The sequence below is a fragment of the Marinobacter sp. S6332 genome (assembly GCF_023016045.1).
Classification (GTDB): domain Bacteria; phylum Pseudomonadota; class Gammaproteobacteria; order Pseudomonadales; family Oleiphilaceae; genus Marinobacter.
The window spans coordinates 62525-85746 of record NZ_JALKAP010000010.1; the positions used below are offsets into that span (position 1 = coordinate 62525).

General features: G+C 52.4%; 18 protein-coding genes. 7 read left to right on the forward strand and 11 right to left on the reverse strand.

Translation table 11 applies throughout. The features are described 5' to 3' along the window. Positions 1-50: 50 nt before the first annotated feature. The 8 genes from MWU62_RS14260 to MWU62_RS14295 form a co-directional block, all read right to left on the reverse strand. Positions 51-1541, reverse strand: a complete 1491-nt coding sequence (locus MWU62_RS14260) for an SPOR domain-containing protein (RefSeq protein WP_247115536.1) — start codon at positions 1539-1541, stop codon at positions 51-53. 35 nt (positions 1542-1576) lie between these two features. Then, a complete protein-coding gene (gene aroB, locus MWU62_RS14265; RefSeq protein ID WP_247115537.1) occupies positions 1577-2674 on the reverse strand; it encodes a 3-dehydroquinate synthase in 1098 nt (365 codons plus the stop codon). After that, positions 2667-3233, reverse strand: coding sequence for a shikimate kinase AroK (aroK, locus tag MWU62_RS14270; protein WP_247115538.1), 567 nt, complete (start codon positions 3231-3233; stop codon positions 2667-2669). The genes aroB and aroK overlap by 8 nt, the downstream gene beginning before the upstream one ends. 138 nt (positions 3234-3371) lie before the next feature. Beyond that, positions 3372-5435, reverse strand: coding sequence for a type IV pilus secretin PilQ family protein (locus MWU62_RS14275; protein ID WP_247115605.1), 2064 nt, complete (start codon positions 5433-5435; stop codon positions 3372-3374). Positions 5436-5500: 65 nt separating this feature from the next. Next, positions 5501-6049 carry a pilus assembly protein PilP gene (locus MWU62_RS14280; RefSeq protein ID WP_247115539.1) on the reverse strand — a complete coding sequence of 183 codons (549 nt, stop codon included), beginning with the start codon at positions 6047-6049 and terminating at the stop codon, positions 5501-5503. 2 nt (positions 6050-6051) lie between these two features. After that, the gene (pilO, locus tag MWU62_RS14285) at positions 6052-6663 is read right to left on the reverse strand and encodes a type 4a pilus biogenesis protein PilO (protein ID WP_247115540.1); all 612 of its coding nucleotides are present in this window, start codon (positions 6661-6663) and stop codon (positions 6052-6054) included. Beyond that, entirely contained in the window at positions 6660-7226 is a 567-nt protein-coding gene (locus MWU62_RS14290) for a PilN domain-containing protein (protein ID WP_247115541.1), read from the reverse strand. Before MWU62_RS14290 ends, pilO begins: the two co-directional genes overlap by 4 nt. Further along, positions 7226-8290, reverse strand: a complete 1065-nt coding sequence (locus MWU62_RS14295; protein WP_247115542.1) for a pilus assembly protein PilM — start codon at positions 8288-8290, stop codon at positions 7226-7228. Before MWU62_RS14295 ends, MWU62_RS14290 begins: the two co-directional genes overlap by 1 nt. 194 nt (positions 8291-8484) lie before the next feature. On the opposite strand from MWU62_RS14295, the gene MWU62_RS14300 reads away from it, so the two are divergent. Beyond that, positions 8485-11013 (forward strand): penicillin-binding protein 1A, encoded by a 2529-nt coding sequence (locus tag MWU62_RS14300; protein ID WP_348645651.1) that lies wholly within the window; start codon positions 8485-8487, stop codon positions 11011-11013. An 81-nt stretch (positions 11014-11094) separates the two neighbouring features. Here the strand turns inward: MWU62_RS14300 and MWU62_RS14305 are convergent, their stop codons facing one another. Together MWU62_RS14305 and rpmE are read right to left on the reverse strand one after the other, a co-directional pair. Next, positions 11095-12360, reverse strand: a complete 1266-nt coding sequence (locus tag MWU62_RS14305; protein WP_247115544.1) for a malic enzyme-like NAD(P)-binding protein — start codon at positions 12358-12360, stop codon at positions 11095-11097. 229 nt (positions 12361-12589) lie between these two features. Then, complete coding sequence (gene rpmE, locus MWU62_RS14310; RefSeq protein ID WP_200366696.1) at positions 12590-12814, reverse strand: 50S ribosomal protein L31; 225 nt, start codon at positions 12812-12814, stop codon at positions 12590-12592. Between the two features lie 216 nt (positions 12815-13030). Here rpmE and MWU62_RS14315 point away from each other — a divergent pair, with 216 nt between their 5' ends. The 6 genes from MWU62_RS14315 (at position 13031) to hslU (ending at position 21907) form a co-directional block, all read left to right on the forward strand. Continuing rightward, a complete protein-coding gene (locus MWU62_RS14315) occupies positions 13031-15205 on the forward strand; it encodes a primosomal protein N' (protein WP_247115545.1) in 2175 nt (724 codons plus the stop codon). A gap of 216 nt (positions 15206-15421) precedes the next feature. After that, positions 15422-17320, forward strand: a complete 1899-nt coding sequence (locus MWU62_RS14320; protein ID WP_247115546.1) for an Ig-like domain-containing protein — start codon at positions 15422-15424, stop codon at positions 17318-17320. Positions 17321-17481: 161 nt separating this feature from the next. Continuing rightward, complete coding sequence (argS, locus tag MWU62_RS14325; protein ID WP_247115547.1) at positions 17482-19167, forward strand: arginine--tRNA ligase; 1686 nt, start codon at positions 17482-17484, stop codon at positions 19165-19167. A 9-nt stretch (positions 19168-19176) separates the two neighbouring features. Further along, the gene (locus tag MWU62_RS14330; protein ID WP_247115548.1) at positions 19177-19809 is read left to right on the forward strand and encodes an SPOR domain-containing protein; all 633 of its coding nucleotides are present in this window, start codon (positions 19177-19179) and stop codon (positions 19807-19809) included. A 209-nt stretch (positions 19810-20018) separates the two neighbouring features. Continuing rightward, entirely contained in the window at positions 20019-20573 is a 555-nt protein-coding gene (gene hslV, locus MWU62_RS14335) for an ATP-dependent protease subunit HslV (protein ID WP_247115549.1), read from the forward strand. 2 nt (positions 20574-20575) lie between these two features. Next, the gene (gene hslU, locus MWU62_RS14340) at positions 20576-21907 is read left to right on the forward strand and encodes an ATP-dependent protease ATPase subunit HslU (RefSeq protein WP_247115550.1); all 1332 of its coding nucleotides are present in this window, start codon (positions 20576-20578) and stop codon (positions 21905-21907) included. A 61-nt stretch (positions 21908-21968) separates the two neighbouring features. Here the strand turns inward: hslU and MWU62_RS14345 are convergent, their stop codons facing one another. Beyond that, positions 21969-23213 (reverse strand): patatin-like phospholipase family protein, encoded by a 1245-nt coding sequence (locus MWU62_RS14345; RefSeq protein ID WP_247115551.1) that lies wholly within the window; start codon positions 23211-23213, stop codon positions 21969-21971. Between the last annotated feature and the right edge of the window lie 9 nt (positions 23214-23222).

Here is a 23222-nt window from a genome sequence, read left to right on the forward strand (position 1 = left end):
ACAGATCATTTCCCTCAAGGAAACAGGAAGTTGGAGTAGATTTTACTGAGCTAAAAACCTTCGGTCGAACGCACCCAGGGAGTGCGCGAAATCAGTGCATCGGGCAATTGCGACACAGCCTTCTGAGCTTCTTCCTTGGTGGCATAGTTACCATAAAGCACCACAAACCAGGGCTCCTTCTTGCGTTCGGTCTTGATATATACCATTTCATCGAGAGACGCATAGCGGGAGATAACATTAAGCGCCGTTTGCTCCAAGTTTCCAGCAACAAGCTGAATAGTCCAGCCTTTGCTACGGCTGCGCAGCTGCTCAACCGCCACATACCGGGTAGCATTTTTTGGAACAAAGTCAGGCTCAGGCTCAGGCTCAGGCTCAGGCTCAGGCTCAGGCTCAGGCTCAGGCTCAGGCTCAGGCTCAGGCTCAGGCTCAGGCTCAGGCTCAGGCTCAGGCTCAGGCTCAGGCTCAGGCTCAGGCTCAGGCTCAGGCTCAGGCTCAGGCTCAGGCTCAGGAATAGGGTCCGCCGGAGTTGCTTGCTCTGTCAATGGCGGAAGCGTCTCAGCGGGCACTTCATCTTCTGGTGTTTCAGGGCCAATGGTAATGCTCTTGCGCACTCTATCCGGCTCCGGAATCGTTTCACTTTCCAGCGCAACCGATTCATCGTATTGCTGGGAAACGAACCACCAAGAACCACCCAAAAGCAGCAGTGCCAGTGCTGGCAAGCGGAGCTGTTTTAAGTCGACACGCCGGGATGGACGTTGTTTTGAGGCTTCAGAAACAATATCCAGCCAGATACCGGGCGTCACCCTTTTCAGACGGGAAAAGCTGCCCTGACTGAGGTCGTATATTGTCGAAAGGCGAGCGGCACTCAGAAGTTCGTTCACCTTGCCCCCCGCCTTATGAACACGAGGCTCAAGGTAAGAAAAAACCTCTTCCTTGGTTAGCGGTCGTAAGTGAATCTGATGAACGGAAACAGTAGACTCATCAAGCCCAAGAAGTGTTACGAGGCGGTCCTCCCCGACAAACACCGGAACTGCCGCCTTGGCACGGTCAGCGGCTAAAAAGCCTTGAAGGATCAGCCGAAGAAGCTCAGGAGGCACCCGGTCAGCATCATCAATCAGCAGCACCATGCGCTGACCTTTAGCAACCCGGCTTTCAGACCAACGGAAAAATCGATACACAGCGTCGCGCGGATTGCCATCAGAGTTGGAGCCGGAACGGGTAACTTGCCGAAGGTCCCTTGCCAGCGCATTGGAGCTGGTCATGGCCGCAGCCGAAAGCCGATGGAAGCCCAGCCGCGATGACTCGCTACGCATCAACTCTGTTAGCAATCGACTCTTGCCAGACCCCGCCCCACCTGTGAGCAACAGCGCCATATCGCCAAACCCACATAGATGACGAAGCGCCTCTAACGCGTGATGGCGCATACCATCCGGAAAGAATGGCGTCTCCATTTCCAGCGGGTTATCTCTCAGACCGTATCGCTGCTGTAACCGCGGGAACAATCCTCCCCCGTCCAGGCTGTTGAAGCTATCGTCAGTCACAAAAGATCCTTGCCGTTCAATGTTGCACGCCCTGCTCAGATTTTCTGGTGGCAAAATGCACTGAGCGTTGCCGAGAGATTTTCCGCAGAGGCCCGGGATGTTACTTCTGCCTCACCCACGGCCCGAAGTAACACAAGCCTCAGCATGCCGTCCACATTCTTCTTGTCGACAGCCATCAGACTCATAAAATCCGCAGGTGTCATGTTCGCCGGAGGCCTCTCAGGCAGGTTCGCCTTACGAATAATGTGCAGGATACGGTCGTAATCGGCCGAACTTATCCAGCCTTCCCGGGCGGACAAATCGGCTGCCATTATCATCCCTGTGCCAACCGCTTCTCCATGCAGCCAGTTGCCATAACCGGCAAAGGTTTCAATAGCGTGGCCAAAGGTATGGCCTAGATTCAGCGTAGCCCTAAGCCCGTTTTCCTTTTCATCTTGAGCTACAACATCGGCCTTGCAGGCGCACGAACGGAATATAGCTTCAGCCAACGCATTGCTATCAAAATCCACAAGTTGATGCATCGCCTGTTCCAGCCAATCAAGAAAAGCTGTATCGCGAATCAAGCCGTACTTGATGACCTCTGCTAGCCCTGCAGATACCTCTCTCGGTGGCAAGCTGTTTAGCGTATTCGTATCGATCAAAACGGCTTCTGGCTGATGGAAAGCGCCAACCATGTTTTTGCCGAGCGGGTGGTTAATGCCGGTTTTTCCACCCACAGACGAGTCAACCTGTGACAACAGCGTCGTCGGAATTTGTATGAACGGCACGCCACGCTGGTAAGACGCCGCGGCAAACCCCGTCATATCGCCAACAACACCCCCGCCCAAAGCAACGAGAGTGGTTTTTCGGGTATGTTGTTTCTCCAGCAAAGCATCGAAAATCAGATTCAGTGTTTGCCAATCCTTGTGCTTTTCGCCGTCGGGGAGTACGACTACATCAACAGTCTTGGCTGGAAAACAGGCTTTTGTTTGCTCCAGATATAATGGCGCAACCACATCGTTGGTCACAATCATTACCTGTGAGCCGCGAACGTAGTTTGAGAGTTCATATTCACCGAGCACACCCTCGCCGATCACAATGGGGTAACTGCGCTCGCCCAACTCAACCTGGAGTGTGTGAAGCAGTTTATACATGGTTGCGCCCTTCCTTTCGTACTTGTCTTTGTTGTCTCGGTGTTTTGGGGTTTATGCGATTAACCAGCTGGCGCACTACAAGTCGTGGGCTCTTGCGGTCTGTATGCATGATAATATCCGCAAGCTCGGTATACAGCGGGTCTCGTACCGCAAACAATCGCCGTAAAACGCCCTCAGGGTCATCGTTCTGGAGCAAAGGGCGATTCCGGTCTTTCCGGGTACGCTCTACCTGCTGCTCTATGGATGTTCGCAGGTAAACGACCACTGAGTGTTTTTTTAAAAGTGCGTGGTTTTCAGTACGCATGACCGCGCCGCCGCCCGTTGCTAAAACAGTCTCAGGCTCAGTAGACAGCTCATCCAACATTGCTGTTTCGCGCTGCCGAAAGCCTTTTTCGCCCTCTACATCGAATATCCAGGGAATGTTTGCCCCACAACGCTCTTCAATGATTCGATCAGAATCCAGAAACCTATACCCCAACTCCCGGGCAAGCATCCGACCAATCGTACTTTTACCTGCGCCCATGGGGCCAACCAGCACTACGCGTTTGGGCAAAGACATAACTTCCGCTCAATAGTGTTCAGGCGGGTGAGAATATCACAGGGCCGAAGATTGCATAAGCTTCGGCGTTAACACAACAAACGGTACAGACACAAAAAAGCCGCCGGTTTATCGCGGCGGCTTTTTTCCTGACCCCTGTTACTGGATCAAGTCGTTCTTGATGATCTTCGGTGTGATGAAGATTAGCAGCTCACTGCGAAGTTCCGTTGTCTGAGTACGCTTGAACAAGCGCCCAAGATAAGGAATATCGCCAAGGAACGGGGTCTTAGTAGTCTGCGTTGTATTGGTAGACTCAAAAATGCCGCCCAACACAACCGTTTCGCCATTCGCCACCAGTACCTGTGTCGTTACAGAGTTAGTATTGATTGCTGGCCCAGCATTCGTTTCTTCACCTCGAGAGTCCTGATTGACCACCAGATCCATAATAATCTTGTCATCGGGCGTTATCTGCGGCGTCACTTCAAGAGATAGCACAGCTTCCTTAAAAGATGTACTCGTTGCGCCGCTGCTGGAGGCTTCCTGATACGGAATTTCCTGACCCGATTTGATTGAAGCAGTCTGACGATCAGCTGTCACCACACGGGGCTGAGACACAATCTCGGCCTTGCCATCACTCTCAAGCGCAGATAGCTCAAGATCTACCAAGAAGTCATCGCTACCAAAACCAATGGCAAATGAGGACGCGCCTTCACCACTAACACCAAGATCCACTGCGAGTGCTCCCGGGAAAGAAATGCCCGCAGATCCGCCAGCAGCAGCCTCTCTCGCTTCCCCTACAGTTCCAAGGGAGCCACCTACGGAAACAATGTTATTTCCACTCACGTTGTATGCCGCACCACCCCAACGAACACCAAGGCTTTCAGATACGTTGTTCTGAGCACGCACGATACGAGCTTCGATTGAAACCTGCCGTACAGGAACATCCCAGGTGGATACGAGGCGGCGAATTTCTTCCAGTTTGCCCGTTGTCTCGCGCACACTGATCGTGTTGGTACGCAAATCGGAGGAAACAAAACCACGATCGGAAATCAGCTCTTTGTCGGCCTCAATCAGCGCCACGATATCAGCAGCCTTGGCATAGTTAACTTGCACTATGTCTAGGCGAACCGGAGCCAACTCAGCGATTTGCTTAGTGGTTTCAAGCTCAAGTTTCTCGCGCGCTGCGATTTCATCTGCTGGGGCGACCAACAACACGTTACCAATCTGGCGCTTGTCCAAACCTTTTGTTTTTAGGATAAGCTCAAGTGCTTGATCCCAAGGAACGTTCTGCAGGCGCAAAGTGATGCTTCCACCTACCGTATCACTGGCAACCAGGTTCAAGCCCGTAAAATCCGCAATCAACTGTAGTACAGAGCGTACTTCAATATCCTGAAAGTTGAGGGAAAGCTTTTCTCCGGAGTATGGGAACTTCTCCTCGCGGCGGGATTCTGCCTCCTCTTCACTGAGCTTTTCTACGCTAACAGTGAACTGGCTACCAGACTGGTACGCAATGTAGTCGTAATTCCCTTCAGGCCGAATCTCAACCACAGCATTGCCATCTTGCACGAACGTATCAATGCGGCTGACAGGTGTTGCAAAATCGGTCACATCCAAACGACGACGCAGGTCTGCCGGCACTGCAATACCATTCATTGTAAGACGAATTTTGCCGCCCAATTCTGACAAGTCTACCGGTGTCCGCGGGCTTCCAAGATCTACAATGACTCGACCTTCTCCCTTATTGCCCCGGCGGAAGTCTACGCCAGCCAGCGTGTCTGGTGCAGAAGCTGGCTTCGAAACAGTCGTAGTTCCGGAAGAACTAGCAGCAACCGAGCCGGAGCCTGTTCCGCCGCCGATTGTCATCACTAAGGAGTTGTTGTTTCGAACGGTCTTGTAAGGAGCGAGCTCAACCAGATTGAAAATCAAGCGAGTCCGATCCTTGGTTTCAACTACCGTCATGCTCTGTGCATTGCCTGAGCCAAGCGGAACGCTCCGGGTGTTCAACCCGCTGGTGGTATCAGCCAAATCCACCGCTATCCGCGCTGGACGTTCAATGGTGTAACCCGACGGTTCAGGCGGCTGACCATCAAATTTAAGTGTCACTTCCAGACGCTCTCCCGGTAGCGACGAAAACGACACGTCTTCCAGCGTGACCGCACTGGCCAGGCCGGATAACAACCCAAAAGCAATTACGCTGACGTATAGATTGAGTTTTCTGAACATCGCTAGCCTCGACCCCGAACTTTTTTGTACATGCATTTTTCTTTCAAGTTTCATCCAACCGCTCCTTAACCTGCATCTTCGTCCAGTGTTAGAGAGCGAGGACGCTCTACCCAGCCACCCCGGCCATTGGGAACGATTTCGATAAGTTCTATACGGGTTTCACTAACGCCTATAACACGGCCGTAGTTCTGCCCAATGAAATTCCCGGTACGGACCCTGTGTATGCCACCCGCGTTATCTCGAATCAGTGCAAACAGGTTTCCTTTTTCACCTTGAAGCGTGCCTACCATGCTCAGGTCCTTGAGATCAAAGTTTTCGAGCACTTCTTTAGGCCGGTCCAGGTTGGGCTCAACGTCGCTGATTGGTTTTTCGTCAATCATCGTAAGCTGAACATCCATCGGCGGTTCAAACGGAGCCCGCCTATCAGCTGCAGAGTAACTAAACGCCTCGTACGCGTTGAATTCCGGCAATGGCTCTACGTGCCCCCGAGGTTTGGCTCGGGTGTCTGCCATAAACTTGTCCAGATCGGAAAAACCGCTGCCCTGGGAGCAGGCTGTCAACAGTGTTACCAGACACACACCCAGCCAGGCTTTTCCCGCATGCTTTGCTGCCATGCTCATTCTCCAGCCCGGTAGCGGTAGGTACGAGCGACAACCTGCATATCAAGTCGCTCGTTGTCTCCGCCAGTTGGTTTAATAGTTAAGTCATGCAGGGTCACAATCCTCGGCAAGCTCGCTACGCTGCTAACAAACGATGCAAGCTCATGGTATGAGCCTGTAACCCGGATATTGATTGGCAACTCGGAATAGAAGTCGCGCTTCTGCTCTGGCTGAAGCTTTACTTCCTGAAGAGCAAGACCGCTACCTAAAGCGGTGTTGGTAATATCCTCCAGAAGGCCGGGCACTTCGGTTTCACTTGGCAACTGTCGCACAAGCGCTCCAAAGGTTTCTTCCATTTCAATCATCTGAGCCTTGAAAACCTCCAGATTGGCCACCTGATACGCTTTCTCTTCATACTTTTTGCGTAAATCCTGCTCCGTTTTTTCAACCCTATCGAGCTGCACGTATTGATCCTTTATAAAGAACCAGTACCCGCCACCCATTATCAGGCCAAAAACAATCAGAACAACAATCGCCTTGATAGGTGCAGGCCAAATGCCAGCGTTATTGATATCAAGATCATTGATATCAAACTCATTAAGGCTTTTTAGGGAGTCCGAAAGGCTCATTGTTTATCCTCCCCTTCAGGCTCAGGTGTTTGCTGCTTCACGGTCATAGTGAACTCGCTGTAGCCCGCACGCTGGCCATCCGCCGAAGACACGTTGGACAGGTTCGGGCTCGTGAACCAGTCGGATTCATCAAACTGACGCATCAGAGTTGAAACGCGACTGTTGGATTCTGCCATACCCACAATGCTTACCTGATCTCCCGATCTCTTCAGGTCCGTGTAGTAGAGGCCATCAGGTAAGGTGCGAACCAACTCATCAAAGGCACGGACGATAACCGGACGCTTACCCTGCAAATCCTGAATAACTTTCATGCGGGCCAGCAACTCATCACGCTTGCGCTTGAGGCTTTCAATTTCGCGAATCTGCTCATCTAGCTTCTTGGTGGCGGATTCGATATAGGCATTCCGAGACTGCTGGTACGCAATACTGCTATCAAGATCCGAACTCCACAAGAATGTGAGACCGGCAGCGATAATAGCGGCCCCCAATACCATTACAACAAACTGCTTTTGTTTCTCTGCCCGGAGCTCTTCGCGCCAAGGCCTGAGGTTAATTCTTGCCATTAGTCGAAGCTCCTCATTGCCAGGCCACAGGCAATCATCAGCGAAGGAGCGTCATTGCTCAGCGCCGATGCATTAACCCGCGAGCCAACCGCCATTTCTGCAAAGGGATTCGCGACCAGTGTTGGCGTGCCTGTTTTCTCTTCCACCATCTCTGTCAGCCCTTGGATCGAAGCCGTGCCGCCGGCAAGCACCACATAATCCACCGCATTGTACTGGCTAGCTCCGAAGAAGAACTGAAGGGCGCGCGCTACCTGCTGAACGACCGCCTCCCTGAAGGGTGTAAGCACTTCGGAATCGTAGTCGTCCGGAAGGCCGCCCTGCTTCTTGGCAAGCCCGGCTTCTTCAACCGAAAGCCCGTAGCGGCGCTGAATTTCTTCGGTAAGCTGTTTGCCGCCGAAAATCTGCTCACGCGTATAAACGGTCTTGCCGTCAGCCAAAACGCTCAACGTGGTCATGGTGGCACCAATGTCCACAATGGCAACGACCAAGTCTTCGCCCTGATGCTCAAGCTGGGATTCAATCAAGGCGTAGGCACGCTCAAGCGCGTAAGCCTCGACATCCACAATCTTCGTGTTGAGCGAAGCTATCTCAAGCGCATCTTCACGGATGTCCACATTTTCTTTACGGCAAGCCGCCAAAAGAACATCCACTTGATCCGGATTCGTTTCCGAGGGACCTTGTACCTCGAAATCAATCGCCACTTCGTCGAGCGGATATGGAATGTACTGATCTGCCTCCAGAGCGATCTGGTCTTCCATCTCGAATTCGTTAAGACCCCCATCCATCTGGATGAGCTTCGTTATAACCGCTGAGCCCGAGACCGCCACCGCCACTTGCTTAACGCTGGTCCGGGATTTGGAAGCGACGCGCTTGAGAACCTCACCGACAGCCTCGACATCCGTGATATTTTTTTCCACGACTGCGTTAGCCGGCAATGGCTCAACAGCATAGCTCTCGACCTTGTAACGGTCGCCCTGCTTCGACAGCTCAAGGAGTTTGACGGAGCTGGAGCTCACGTCGACACCTAATACTGCACTGGATTTCTTTCCGAACAATCCGAACACGCGCTCACCCTATACCTGGTTAGATGCACCCGGTTACATGTGTTATGTGTTTTTTATTTAAGAGAATTTCTTCATTATTCCGTTTACAATACTCGCTCTCATTCAACTGGGAACAATTGCAACGGTGAAGCGACTCATCCTTCCTAAAGCAATTTCTCAAATGATAGACCTATATCCAACAGTTGTCAGAAAAAATGTCCCATTTGTTGCGTACATCTCGCCTTTTTGCCTGGTTATTTCTCACCGGAATGAGTATCGCCGTTATCCTAGGCTCAGGCTTCTATCTTTACCTTCGCCCCGGCCTCCCCCCAGTCGAGCAACTTTTGGAGATAAAACTCCAGACGCCGCTGCGGGTGTACAGCAAAGACAACAGATTAATAGCAGAATTCGGTGAAAAGAGAAGGGCACCGATCACAATCGAACAGATCCCAACAGTTCAGTTACAAGCCTTTTTAGCGGCGGAAGACTCGCGATTTTACGAGCACTTCGGGGTCGACATCAAAGGCCTGGTGCGGGCTGCAATCGAACTGGTCTCAACCGGTTCGATCCAATCTGGCGGCAGCACCATCACTATGCAGGTTGCAAAAAATTACTTTTTGTCACGTGATCGGACCTTTATTCGCAAGTTCAACGAGATACTTCTTGCAGTTCAGATAGAGCGTGAGCTGGAGAAAAACCGAATTCTTGAGCTGTACCTAAACAAGATCTATTTGGGCAATCGAGCTTACGGCATTGCTGCTGCAGCTCGGGTTTATTACAACAAACCGGTTAGCGAACTCTCCCTCGCTCAAATGGCCATGCTGGCAGGCCTACCCAAAGCTCCGTCTGCCTACAACCCACTCGCCAACCCTCAGCGCGCAATGCAACGCAGGGACTGGATTCTGGGCCGAATGAAGGAGCTCCAATACATTACTCCGGACGCCTACGAACTTGCCATTAAGGCACCACTTACCGCCACGTACAATGCGACGGAAGCGGAGGTAGATGCCGACTACGTTGCGGAGATGGCTAGAGCGGAAATGGTCAGACGCTTCGGAGAAGAAGCTTATACCGATGGCTACACTGTTACCCTGACGGTAGACAGCAAAGAACAGCAAACAGCAACTGACGCACTCAGGGACGGCTTGGAAGCTTACGATCGCAGACATGGGTTCAGGGGGGCTATAGGCAAAATTGACGATGAAATTCTGGCTGATAGTGATCTGTCCGAGGTAATGCTGAACTATCCACGAATAGAGTCCTTGATGCCTGCGGTTATTACGGCAGTTAATGATAAAGATAATGAAGCGCGCGCCTATGTCCGCCGCTTTGGGGCGGCCGTAATGCCATTTGAGTCAATGCAATGGGCAAGGCGTTATAAAACGGAAAATTTGACAGGCTCGAAGCCTGAAAAACCTTCAGACGTTGTCAACGTTGGCGATGTCGTTTACGTTCGGGTCGAGCAACTACCAAAAGCCCCTGCTCTACCCGAGGACGACGAACCTTCAGAGACCCTAGCCACCGACATTGACCAGCCGGTAAAAGTGTCACTCATGCAAGCCCCCAAAGCCGAGGGCGCCCTGATTTCTCTAGAGGCAAAGACCGGCGCCATTCAAGCTCTTGCAGGCGGTTACAGCTTTGGGCAGAGCAAATACAACCGAGCCATACAAGCAAAACGGCAACCGGGCTCTACCTTTAAGCCGTTTCTGTATTTAACTGCACTGGAAAGCGGCATGACACCGGCAACCATATACAACGACGCCCCGATCGTTTTTGACGATTCAGAGCTCGAAACCGCCTGGCGCCCACAAAACTCCTCAGGCCAATTTTACGGCCCCACGCCGCTTCGCGAGGCACTGTATCGCTCGCGCAACCTTGTCTCCATCCGGCTCTTAAGGGATCTCGGCATCCCCAACACTCTGAACTACCTTAAACAACTCAAGGTTCCGACAGAGAATATGCCCAAAGATCTCTCCCTGTCTCTGGGCAGCGGACAACTCTCACCCATGGAACTGGCTAGAGGGCTAGCTGTCATTGCAAACGGCGGATACGACGTAGAACCCTATCTGATCGAAAGCATTACAGATGTAAATGACGAGGAAGTATATCGGGCCCCAACTATTATTCTTTGTGATCGCGACTGCGATACCAACGGAACCGAAACCGAGACTAAAACCGTCAACGAAGATGCGATTGCAGACAATGACACACCCGCACTAACGGCAGAGAACGCCCCCGAAACGCGGGTTATGCGGCGACTGGCGGACGAGCGTTCGGTTTATATCCTGCACTCGATGCTTCGGGACGTTGTGAAACGGGGCACCGGCCGCCGCGCTCTGGCACTGGGGCGGGATGATATCGCAGGCAAGACAGGCACAACGAACGAGCAGAGAGACACTTGGTTTGCCGGTTTCAACCACAACATTGCTACTACGGTATGGGTAGGCTTTGATCAACCTGCCCCACTGGGCCGTAGAGAGTTCGGCGCAAGCACAGCACTACCTATCTGGATAGACTATATGAAATTAGCTTTAGAGGGTGCGCCATCGGCTTTCATGCCACGCCCGAACGGTATCGTTAATATTCGAATCAACCCGGAAACCGGAAGGCGCGCAAGACCGGGTGAGGACGGCAGCTTCGAGATATTCAAAGAGGAAGATGCACCCGCACCTTTGGCAGAAGAGGATGAGAGATCAAACGGCACTCACGGTAACGGAGATGACCTCTCACGCCAAATATTCTGAACACCAAACACGAAAACAAGCACCCACAAAAAAACCGGCAGGATCACCGCCGGTTTTTTTGTGAGCTCATAACGCCATCAATTAGATGATGTCATCCATGCTCTTCAGCGGGTAGTGCTCCGGGTAGCCTTTACCGGCAACACCGGAATCCACCGCAGCACGGGCCACTGCCGCTGGAACAACTTCCAGCAAGCGAACATCCATGGGCTTGGGAATGATGTACTCTTTACCAAATTCAAAGCTGTCGGCACCGTAAGCTTCGCAGATTTCCTGCGGCACAGGCTCTTTAGCCAACTCGCGAATTGCATTTACTGCAGCCACCTTCATCTCTTCGTTAATGCAGGTCGCGCGAACGTCGAGCGCACCACGGAAGATGAATGGGAAGCCAAGAACGTTGTTAACCTGATTCGGGTAATCTGAGCGGCCAGTAGCCATGATCAAATCATCACGAACCGAGCTCGCAACAGCCGGGTCAATTTCCGGATCCGGGTTGGAGCATGCAAACACAACCGGGTTTGGTGCCATCTTCTTTAGCTGATCAGCGCTCAGCAGATCCGGACCAGACAGACCGAGGAATACATCAGCACCATCAATTGCTTCATCCAAAGTACGCTTGTCAGTATCGTTGGCAAACATCGCTTTGTACTGGTTAAGATCATCGCGACCGGAGTGGATCACACCCTTACGGTCAAGCATGAAGATGTTTTCAGAGCTGATACCGCAACTGATCAACAGCTTCATACATGCGATTGCAGCGGCGCCCGCTCCCAGGCAAACCACTTTTGCGTCTTCAATCTTTTTGCCCTGAAGTTCAAGAGCATTGATCATACCAGCGGCTGTAACAATCGCTGTGCCGTGCTGGTCATCATGGAAGATGGGCACATTACACTTCTCGATCAGTGCGCGTTCGATTTCGAAACACTCTGGCGCCTTGATATCTTCAAGGTTGATGCCGCCAAAGGTGTCAGCAATACGCTCAACAGTTTCAATGAACGCCTGCGGGCTTTCGGAATTGACCTCGATATCAAACACGTCAATTCCAGCAAAGCGCTTGAACAGTACGCCCTTGCCTTCCATTACCGGCTTGCTTGCCAGCGGACCTAGATTACCCAGACCAAGGATCGCAGTACCGTCGGAGATAACCGCCACAAGGTTGCCCTTGGCAGTGTACTTGTATGCGTTCTCCGGGTCCTTCGCGATCTCACGAACCGGCTCGGCAACACCCGGGCTATATGCCAAAGCGAGGTCGCGGGCGGTCGCTGTCGGCTTGGAGATTTCTACACTAATCTTTCCAGGCCGCGGCTTGGCGTGATATTCAAGGGCTGCTTCTTTCAGATCTTGAGACATTGCCACTGTTCCGTTTGTCACGTTTAAAGGTAATAAGCCTTCAGGCGGCGAATGCCTGCCTGAAGGAGCGCGACATTATGGCGCGCTCGACCTCAAACGACAAGGGCAAGCCGAACAAATTATGACCAGTCAATACGGCGAATTGCGTATAATCAAATTTAAGGGCTTATTTTCGTCAGCACAAACGAAAAAAGCGCCCTCAGGCGCTTTTTTCAACTTTCCAGCAAGATCAGTCTTTCTTGCCACCAGCAATACGACCGCCAAACCGCTTCTGGAACTTATCGATACGGCCGCCGGTATCCATAACTTTCTGCTTGCCAGTGTAAAACGGGTGGCACTGGGAGCAAACATCTAGCTGCAGATCGTGACCGATAGTAGAACGGGTTTTGATCACATTACCGCAGGAGCAGGTTGCAGTGATATCTTCGTACTTAGGGTGAATACCTTCTTTCATGGCGAACCTCTGTGGGTCATGCCGCTACCTGATCGCGGAGCTCTTATTTGAGCTTTGGCGTCGGGCACCGCATGTTTGAATCAATGGAGAAGACGGGGCACAATCCATGCCCTGCCGCAAACAGACCGCGAATCTTACTTGCAATTATCTTGGCAGGCAAGCTTTGCAGGTGCATGAATCCTGACCCATACGCATAAACCATTAAAGGATCACCCGGTGCCATCAACCGCCCGCATTGCGCTGAACCGGCCACTAAGAAGGCTCTTTGACTATATTGTGCCAGAAGGCATCACTCTGACACCCGGCCAGCGCGTAAAGATTCCTTTTGGGCGCCAACAAGCAGTGGGTTTGGTGGTGGAAACAGATGCTACACCACCAGAAGGAATTACTCTCAAACCCGTGCAAAGCGTTTTAGAGGAATGGCCAGCTCTGCCGAGCGAAACCTTCCAACTCTTGAGCTGGGCGAGTGACTATTACCAACACCCGCTCGGAGAGTGTTTGTTCACAGCACTGCCACCGGCGTTACGTCGGGGCAGGCCAGCTCTCGAGAAAAGCGAGGATCGATGGCAAGCCTGCGGCAACGGCGCGATACTGCCCGCAACCGCTTATAAGCAAAAAAGCCTGTGGGACTGGGTTAGCCAACATGATCAGGGAGTAAAGGGCAGCGAGATCGTCAAAGCTGGCTTTACCCGCACACAATTAAAGGCTTTGAACGATAAAGACCTGCTTAAACCTGTAACAACCTCAGGTATAAGTTCCCAAAGCCAGCTCTATAAAGAAGAGGTAACGGCACCAACCTTATCTCCGGCGCAAACGGAAGCGGCCTGCCAACTTCCATCGCCAGATGACGGCTTCAACGCATCCCTCTTATATGGAATAACCGGTAGCGGAAAAACAGAGATTTACCTGCACTATCTAAAACAGAACCTAACCGCAGATGGACAAGCGCTGGTGTTGGTTCCCGAAATCAATCTAACTCCGCAAACCGTTGCCCGCTTCAAACGCTATTTTGGCGAACGCATTCTGGTGTGGCACTCCGCCCTCAACGACAGCGAGCGTCTGAGCGTATGGCTTAAAATTCGCAACGGCGAACCCATTATACTCATCGGCACCCGATCAGCCGTCCTGCTTCCGTTTAAGGCACTAAAAACACTGATTGTCGACGAAGAACACGATAGCTCATACAAACAAGGCGAAGGTTTTCGATACTCGGGTAGGGATGTTGCAGTTTATCGCGCCCGCTTAAACCAGTGCCCGATTATTCTTGGCTCCGCCACACCCTCGCTGGAGTCCTACCATAACGCCTTGAATGGCAAGTACCGGCTTATCCGTCTCGAAGAACGCGCAGGCGCAGCACTACCTCCATCAATCAGCTTGCTGGATATACGTAGCCGCCCCTTGGAGGGCGGACTCTCCCGCCCTGCCCTGCAGGCACTCCAACAAACTTTAGACAAAGGCAATCAAGCACTGGTGTTCGTCAATCGCCGCGGCTTCGCTCCGGTTATGATGTGTTTCGACTGCGGCCACATGGTTGAGTGCCCTCGCTGCGACACACGACTCACCTATCACCGGCGCGACCGGGCAATGCGCTGCCACCACTGCGACTATCAAACAGCAGCAACGGAGACTTGCCCGAAGTGCAAAAGCGAGACCTTCAAGCCCGTCGGCCAAGGTACAGAGCAGACTGAAGATATCCTCGCTGCCAACTTCCCCACTACTCCTATCGTTCGAGTAGATCGTGACAGCACACAGCGAAAGGGCAGCATTCAAACTATTCTTCAACAAGTTAACACCGGAGAGCCCTGCATCCTCGTCGGAACCCAGATGCTCGCTAAAGGGCACGACTTTCCGAATGTAACTCTAGTGATTGCAATTAATGCGGATGGTGGGCTTTTTAGCGTAGATTTTCGGGCGCCAGAGCAGCTGATACAAACACTGCTACAAGTAAGTGGTAGAGCTGGGCGCGGAACGAAAGCTGGAAACGTGGTTGTACAAACCTGCCATAGCGACCACCCTCTCCTCAGGGCACTCTGCAATGGCCACTACCTGAGTATGGCTGACCAGCTTCTGGCTGAACGCGAATCGGGACTGCTTCCACCCTTTCGTGCCATGGCAATCTTCCGGGCGGAGGCAGATACCATGGAGCAAAGCCTACAGATACTGGATAGCATAAAGCGCCTCGTAAATGCGCCCGGCATCGAAGTGTGGGGGCCTCTGCCTGCGCTCATCGCACGACGAGCAGACAGGCACCGAGCGCAACTTGTACTGAATACAGATAACCGGAAGCGTCTAAACAGTTTATTGAGTAGAATTTGCCAAACTCTCGAACAGCAAAGACCTCCCAAGGGCGCAAAATGGATGATTGATGTGGACCCTCAGGAAACAGGCTAAATAGTGTGACCCAGTCCTCGGCGTTCAAACTGTTACATTCCTTTGCATAAAACTGTACTGCAAAGGATTGCCGTTGCGGATACTGTGCTATTATTTTTACGATACGCTTAAAATGCCAGCAACAATCTGAGGTTGCGGTTCTCTCTTCATTTGTTCGTTCAGAGAGAAACGAACTGCCAAAGGAACGTGCTGTAAACGAGAACTGGAGATTATAAAATGTCAGGGAAATTCCTTGCGCGTGTGCTCGCTTTGTCGCTTGCACTTTTTTTAGTGGCCTGTGGCGGTGGCGACGATAGCTCTACGCCTCTAGCTGGAGGTGATGGTTCAGGAAATGGCGGGGGCACACCTGAAGAGGTAGTCAACGTAGGATCAGTCCAACTTCTGGCAAGCCCGGTTCAGATCGGCACGTCCTCGGGAGCCACATCAACCCTGACAGCTCTGGTTAAAGACCCCAATGGAATTTTGCTTCCAGATGTACCTGTTCAGTTTTCGGTCAATAACAATGGCACGCTGCGCGTAGACAACCCCAACACGGACGAGTCTGGCACGGCGACAGCGATTCTGAGCACGTCGGACGACGCTAGGAACAGAACGAACACTGTTAGCGTTAGTGCGGGCGGTAAAAGTGACTCCGTAGTGGTCACTATTGTAGGATCATCCATATCAATCGCAGGCCCTGACTCTGTCTCACTTGGAGACACCGTGCCCTATCGGATTACACTCAGCGATGGCAACGGGGATGGTATTAGCAATCAGGAAATCACTGTCACCACTAATAACAGCACAATTACATCTTCGAGCCTGACAACAACAGATGGTGTGGTGGACATTCAGCTGGCCACCCAGTTAAGCGGTGAAGACGTAATAACCGTTTCGGCGTTTTCGGGAGAAAGCTTAGTAGAGGCCACCAAGACCATTAGCATTTCACCTGAAACCTTTGTATTCGGATCTCCGACTGCAAACACAGAAATCAACTTGAACACACCTCAAGTGGTCACACTGGAATGGGAATCTGACAACGCTCCAGTGGACGGGCGTATCGTTCGCTTTAGCAGCACTCGCGGAACTTTACAGCCCGCAGACGGGCTGGTGACTACTTCAAATGGTCGCGCTTCTGTGCGGATAAGCTCAAACATCTCGGGACCGACGACCATAACTGCTAGAACTCTTGACTCAGGCCTTTCTACAGAGCGCACCTTTGAATTTGTAGCAACCACTGCTGACTCAGTCAATGTTCAAGCAACAAAGACCCAACTTGATTTCGGAGAAACTACTGAAGTACTGGCGGTGGTTCGCGATCAAAACAACAACCTAGCCAAAAACCAGCTAGTTACCTTCCAAATCGTTGCTGATGGCAGCAGCGGCAACCTGTCGTCTAGCTCCGGAATCACCGACAGTCTCGGCCGGGTATCCACAACCTACACAGCTGGGCAGTCGATCAGTGCTCGGGATGGAGTTGAAATTCAGGCAACCGCGGCTGACAGCAATGTCACCGGCTCACTTTACATGACGGTAGCACGGAGAGCCTTGAGGGTGGTTATCGGTACCGGCAACACTATTGTTGAACCTGATGAAGCTAGCTACCTGAAAGATTTCGTAGCTATTGTAACCGATGCAAACGGAGCTCCCGTAGAAGGAGCCTCTGTAGAGCTTAGCGTACTGCCGGTGAGCTACGCTAAAGGACGCTATGAACCCGCACCTTTCGATGACATCTGGATTCCAGTAATCTCCAGTGTGCCACCAGAGAATAACGTTGGAGTTACCGGCTATTGCACAGCCGAAGACACCAACAAAAACGGCATATTGGATGACGGCGAAGACATTAACGGCAACAACAGGCTGACGCCGTCCAATCCGGCTACAACCACGGTGTCATCGTTGATCACGAAGACAGACGGCTCGGGCAATTTTTCAATCAAGTATCCTCAGAGTGTTTGTAGCTGGGTTAAAACCCGTATAACTGCAACGGTGAGAGTCGGTGGCACCGAAAGTGTTGAAGACTATGACTTTGCTTTAAGCTGCGCGGCCAGTGACTTGAATGACTTGGAGATAACCCCGCCAGGCGGCAGAAATAGCATGTTTGGCACAGGTACAAGCTGCTTCGACACCAAGTAGCACCGGCTTAACAATGCGAGCCAAATAGGCTCGCATTGTTTTTTCCAGCTTTCCGACTCCATTGAGAATCCCCCCTCTTTCCCCGATAATACTTCACCCAAAACCCCAGTCGGGACGCCCGTCGTCTCCAAACACTCCGAATCATCGAGTTACCTGAAAGTATGAAAGAGACAGTTTCCGATCTGCTCCAGTCCGCACTGGCCGCGCTTCAATCCGAGGGCGCGTTGCCAGCCGACCAGACCTATTCGCCGCAAGTAGGCAACACCAAAGATAAATCCCACGGTGACTACGCCTGCAACATTGCTCTGGTTGCTGCCAAAACGGCGGGGTGCGCGCCCCGTAAACTGGCTGAGATGCTAATTGAGAAACTGCCCGAAAGCAGTGCCGTAGCGAAGGTAGAAATTGCGGGCCCCGGTTTTATCAATTTTTTCATGAGTACCGCCAGCGCCTTCGAGATAGTGAACACAATTTTGGATGAGGCTGGCGAATTTGGCCGCAACAACAACGGCAAGGGTGAAAAAGTTCAGGTGGAGTTTGTGTCCGCCAACCCCACCGGGCCGCTACATGTGGGCCACGGTCGAGGCGCTGCCATTGGCGATTGCCTAAGCCGTCTATTGGAGGCCAACGGCTACGAGGTTACCCGTGAGTTTTACTACAACGACGCGGGTGCCCAAATCAATAATCTGGCGCTCTCTGTGCAAGCTCGCGTAAAAGGGTTAACACCCGAGGACGAGAACTGGCCGGAAGATGGCTATCGTGGCGACTACATCACTGATGTCGCCAAGGCATATCTGGCAGGCGATACCGTTACCGCTGACGACAGAGAAGTAACGGCCAGCGCCAACCCAGACGATCAGACTGCCATTCAGGAATTTGCGGTGGCGTATCTGCGCCGGGAGCAGGATTTAGACCTAAAGGCGTTTGGGGTCGAATTTGATGTGTATTTTCTGGAGTCGTCCCTATATCAGGACGGCAAGGTAGAGGCTACGGTCAAACGCCTTCAGGACAACGACTATACCTATGAAGACGGTGGCGCCCTGTGGCTGAAAACCACAGAATTCGGTGATGACAAAGATCGGGTCATGCGCAAGAAAGACGGCGGCTACACCTATTTTTTGCCAGACGTAGCCTACCATCTGGACAAGTGGCAGCGCGGTTTCACCACCGTCATCAATGAACAGGGAGCGGATCACCACTCAACGGTTACACGGGTTCGCGCCGGGTTGCAGGCCCTTAACGCTGGCATTCCGAAGGGCTGGCCGGATTATGTTCTGCATCAGATGGTTATGGTGACCCGCTCTGGACAAGAGGTGAAAATTTCCAAGCGCGCTGGCAGCTATGTCACAATTCGCGACTTAATCGATGAAGTTGGCCGGGATGCAACCCGCTTTTTCCTCGCGGCTCGGCGCGTTGATTCCCAGCTGACTTTCGATATCGACCTAGCCCGCTCACAGACGAATGAAAACCCGGTCTACTACATTCAGTATGCCCATGCCCGTATATGCAGCGTGTTACGGAAGCTGGCTGCGGAAGGCGTTGAGCGCGGACTCAATGAATGTCTAGGCGACCTGTCTTTATTGACGCTCGATGAAGAAAAAGAGTTAGCAAACCAGTTGGCGAAGTACCCTGAACTGATTGCAAACTCTGCCATCCAGCGTGAGCCCCATCACCTCACGCACTACCTGAGGGATCTGGCAGGCCAATTCCATACCTATTACAACGCCCATAAGGTGCTGATTGAAGACACAGCACTGCGCGATGCCCGCATCAGCCTGTACCTCGCCGTGCGCCAAGTTATAGCAAATGGCCTAGACCTGCTGGGCGTAAGCGCACCGGAAGAGATGTAAGTAATAACCATGTCCCGAGACTATGCTCGTAAAAACCGGTCAGGCGCGTCCTCAGCCGCCACCAAGAAAAAGCCTGCTAAGTCTGCTCGCGCCCCTAAAAAGAACACGAAGCCAGCAGCTCCGGCGCGCTCTCAGCGGGGAGGCTTGTCCTTGAAGTGGATTTTTTCACTGGCAACGGTTGGTGGCTTTATTGGGTTTATTGTCTACCTGAACTCGGTGCCCCCGAGCGACGGGCCAAGGCAGCCAGCAACTGCCGAAAAGTCAGTAAAAGCTCCGGCAAACAAAACTGTGAAACAGGAAGAAAAAAAACCTGGCTTCCGATTCTATGAAATGCTTCCGGAGTCGGAGGTTATCCCACAAAAAGTCGAGGAATACACACCTGGTCCGGCCAAGCAGGACTTTGACTACTTGGTGCAGTCCGGTTCTTTCCGCAGCAAAGAAGACGCAGAGCGCCAACGCGCACAAATTGCGTTTCAAGGTCTAAGAGCTGGGGTGCAGCGAATAGAGCTTGATAGTGGTTCAGTCTGGTACCGGGTAAATGTGGGCCCGTTCACATCCCGCAGCCAAATGAGCTCAGCTATCGATAAGCTTGTTTCGATTAACATTCAGCCGCTGATTCGAAAAGTACCCAAGCAGGGCTGACGGCTCCCATATAGTTGCGAGAGTCTGTCGGGTGCGGCTTTTCAAAACCGTGCGGAGCCATGGATGGCGGAGCCGAGCGTACAGGGAGGTATTCACAGCGTGTTTTGAAAAGCCGCACCCGGCAGACTCCTACTCCAAACTACTTGAATTCCTCCAACCTGCCTCCATAACTGCCCAATACCGATTTCTATCAGGCAATTGGAGCCCTAATGACTACCATACTTTCCGTCAGACGCGATGACGAAGTTGCCATGGGTGGCGACGGCCAGGTTTCTCTGGGGAACACAATGATGAAAGGCAACGCCCGCAAGGTCCGCCGCCTCTATAACGGGCAAGTTATCGCGGGTTTTGCAGGTGGTACTGCGGATGCATTTACTCTGTTTGAACGGTTTGAGGCCCAGCTTGAGAAGCACAACGGCAACCTCACAAGAGCAGCCGTAGAGCTCGCCAAAGATTGGCGTACAGACAGAGCACTGCGCAAGCTGGAAGCGCTTTTGGCTGTAGCAGACAAAACCGCGTCTCTGATCATCACAGGGAATGGCGATGTGATAGAACCCGAACAAGGGCTGATCGCTATTGGATCAGGCGGCCCGTTTGCACAGGCCTCCGCTCGTGCGTTGCTCGAAAATACCGAACTTTCTGCCCACGACATTGTGGAGAAAGGGCTGGAGATAGCCGCGGACATTTGTATTTACACAAATCACAACCGCACTATTGAGCTGCTCTCTAAAGTAGAACCCTCCAAAACGTCTGATCCGGAGTAACCATGTCTGCAATGACTCCCCGTGAAATTGTTCACGAACTCAACAAACACATCGTGGGTCAGCAAGAGGCCAAGAGAGCTGTGGCGATTGCTCTGAGAAACCGCTGGCGCCGGATGCAGTTGGATAGCACTCTTCGTGATGAGGTCACACCCAAGAATATTCTAATGATTGGCCCCACTGGCGTGGGCAAAACTGAAATTGCCCGCCGTTTGGCCAAACTGGCCGATGCGCCTTTCCTAAAGGTGGAAGCCACCAAATTTACCGAAGTGGGCTACGTTGGGCGTGACGTTGAATCAATTATCCGCGATCTAGCGGATATGGCCGTCAAAATGCTTCGCGTCAAAGAAATGAAGCTTCATGAAGACCGTGCGTTAGATGCTGCAGAAGAGCGCATTCTAGATGCCCTACTCCCGCCCCCCAGAAGCTTCAATGAGGACAGCCAAGCTCCCTCCGAGGACTCATCTACCCGGCAAATGTTCCGGAAGAAGCTGCGGGAAGGTGAGCTGGATGACAAGGAAATCGAGATCAACCTCCGCAATCAGAGCGCTGGTGTTGAGATAATGGCTCCCCCGGGCATGGAGGAGATGACCAATCAACTGCAGAGCATGTTCTCTAACATGGCCTCTGATAAGTCGAAGCCCCGCAAGATGAAAGTTTCAGACGCGCTGAAGCGGGTAAAGGAAGAAGAAGCAGCCAAGCTGGTCAATGAAGAATCGATCAAGCAAAAAGCTATTGTTGCCGTAGAGCAGAATGGCATTGTATTCCTTGACGAAATTGACAAAGTGGCCAAGCGTTCGGAAAACACCTCATCCGATGTGTCCCGGGAGGGTGTTCAGAGAGACCTACTTCCCCTGATTGAGGGCAGCACGGTGAGCACAAAATACGGCTCTGTTCGCACTGACCACATCTTGTTTATTGCCTCTGGAGCCTTCCACCTGTCCAAACCATCGGATCTGATTCCCGAGCTGCAGGGCCGCTTACCCATCCGTGTCGAGCTGCAGGCGCTGAGCCCGGATGATTTCAAGCGCATTCTCACCGAGCCGGATGCATCGCTGGTTCAACAGTATGAGGCGCTGATGAATACGGAAGGGGTTAAACTAACCTTCAGTGAAGAAGCCATTGCTCGTATCGCAGAGATCGCCTGGAAGGTTAACGAGACCACAGAGAATATCGGTGCTCGGCGCCTCCATACGGTATTGGAGCGGCTGCTGGAAAGCCTGTCATTTGATGCGGGAGACGGCGTAACCGAGGGGTTTGAAGTCACTGCCGAATACGTGAATGAAAAACTTGGAGACCTATCGGAAGACGAGGATCTGAGCCGCTATATTCTTTGACCCGGCAATGTAGTTTGAAAGCCCTTGGCTCAGGCAGGCTTTGTGCGCCTGAGCCAAGTATTTATTCAGCTTTCGAAAACAAGTGGGTGACGTTTTCCAACCCAGTCGCCAGCTTGCCTTTCCCAGTTGCTTTTTTCTTTCTGCTCTTTGCCACATACAGTGGAAGCATTTCACCATAAAGGCTGGTGCTGATGGTTCGTTGCTCATCCTCCAAACGATCCCGCCGTAGCTTTATTCCATACTTCGCCAGCTTTGGCTCTAGTTCATCAGCTCGGCTACGCAAATCACTGCGGGTCATTTGATAAGCGTGTTCGCACACCATTCTGCGCGACTGAAAACTGAACACGTTGGAGAAAAACAGCTTGGCGTCGTCTCGGGTCGGCTCGAAAAGGACAATATCCTTATTCGGATAATCTGTGGCGTAATGAGCAATGCCCGACTGCATACGGGAGTAAACCATGGTGCGGAACATCTGCGACAGCAGGTTTGGCATACCCGAACGGGTTAGATCCCCGGGTGCCATGGTGCCCGCTCGCACGGCCGCGCTGGCATCGATGGGCACCTGAGGGTTGACGGCAAAAACCAAGTCAGCGCCATCTTCAAACGCAACCGACGCATGCAAACCTTTGCGCAGAGTTCCATCGACATAATACCGGCCATCTATGTCCACCGGCACATACAAGCCCGGAGACGCCGTGCTTGCTTGAATGGCTTTGGATATGGGCACATGATCAAACCCGGGAGCACCAAAGCACACCGCCTCGCTGCTCTCAACATCGGCTGCCACGATATACAGGCTACGCTTCAGCTGCCGGAAGTCGTTTGAGCGCCCCAGCATAGAAAAAGCCCGCTTGAGGTAATCGTGTAGGCCTTGGTTATCAAATAGCCCTGCAGGAGCCGCTTGAGTCAGTATGGTAAAGGCTTCCAGCAGGCTCTGATCATAGGGGTTGGTAATAAAGCGACGAACGGCTGTTGTGAGCAAGCCGGGAACCGCCAGCAGCCGCCCTGCCATTTCCTTAAGTGCCGGACGATAGAATACATCCGGGTGGAAAGGGTGAACCTCCGCTTCATTGCGGACAAAGATCCGGCACAACTGCGCCGTAGTCATCTGATTTGCAAGATTTGCTGCGACAAACGAGCCGGAGTTAACACCTACGTACACATCAAGGTTATTGAAATCCAGCCCATCCAAGGCTTCATCAAGCGCCCGGAGCGCGCCAATTTCATAAATACCGCCTAATGGGCCGCCACCGCCGAGCGCTAGCCCGATACGTGACGTAGGTTTCATTTCGGTTGGCTTTCTCATAGCCTTTCC

What these genes read in the sequence shown, in the direction of transcription:
- aroB (WP_247115537.1), bottom strand. Translation starts at nt 2,674, where the DNA reads ATGTATAAACTGCTTCACACACTCCAGGTTGAGTTGGGCGAGCGCAGT.
- aroK (WP_247115538.1), bottom strand. Translation starts at nt 3,233, where the DNA reads ATGTCTTTGCCCAAACGCGTAGTGCTGGTTGGCCCCATGGGCGCAGGT.
- MWU62_RS14275 (WP_247115605.1), bottom strand. Translation starts at nt 5,435, where the DNA reads ATGTTCAGAAAACTCAATCTATACGTCAGCGTAATTGCTTTTGGGTTG.
- MWU62_RS14280 (WP_247115539.1), bottom strand. Translation starts at nt 6,049, where the DNA reads ATGGCAGCAAAGCATGCGGGAAAAGCCTGGCTGGGTGTGTGTCTGGTA.
- pilO (WP_247115540.1), bottom strand. Translation starts at nt 6,663, where the DNA reads ATGAGCCTTTCGGACTCCCTAAAAAGCCTTAATGAGTTTGATATCAAT.
- MWU62_RS14290 (WP_247115541.1), bottom strand. Translation starts at nt 7,226, where the DNA reads ATGGCAAGAATTAACCTCAGGCCTTGGCGCGAAGAGCTCCGGGCAGAG.
- MWU62_RS14300 (WP_348645651.1), top strand. Translation starts at nt 8,485, where the DNA reads ATGTCCCATTTGTTGCGTACATCTCGCCTTTTTGCCTGGTTATTTCTC.
- MWU62_RS14305 (WP_247115544.1), bottom strand. Translation starts at nt 12,360, where the DNA reads ATGTCTCAAGATCTGAAAGAAGCAGCCCTTGAATATCACGCCAAGCCG.
- rpmE (WP_200366696.1), bottom strand. Translation starts at nt 12,814, where the DNA reads ATGAAAGAAGGTATTCACCCTAAGTACGAAGATATCACTGCAACCTGC.
- MWU62_RS14320 (WP_247115546.1), top strand. Translation starts at nt 15,422, where the DNA reads ATGTCAGGGAAATTCCTTGCGCGTGTGCTCGCTTTGTCGCTTGCACTT.
- argS (WP_247115547.1), top strand. Translation starts at nt 17,482, where the DNA reads ATGAAAGAGACAGTTTCCGATCTGCTCCAGTCCGCACTGGCCGCGCTT.
- MWU62_RS14330 (WP_247115548.1), top strand. Translation starts at nt 19,177, where the DNA reads ATGTCCCGAGACTATGCTCGTAAAAACCGGTCAGGCGCGTCCTCAGCC.
- hslV (WP_247115549.1), top strand. Translation starts at nt 20,019, where the DNA reads ATGACTACCATACTTTCCGTCAGACGCGATGACGAAGTTGCCATGGGT.
- hslU (WP_247115550.1), top strand. Translation starts at nt 20,576, where the DNA reads ATGTCTGCAATGACTCCCCGTGAAATTGTTCACGAACTCAACAAACAC.
- MWU62_RS14345 (WP_247115551.1), bottom strand. Translation starts at nt 23,213, where the DNA reads ATGAGAAAGCCAACCGAAATGAAACCTACGTCACGTATCGGGCTAGCG.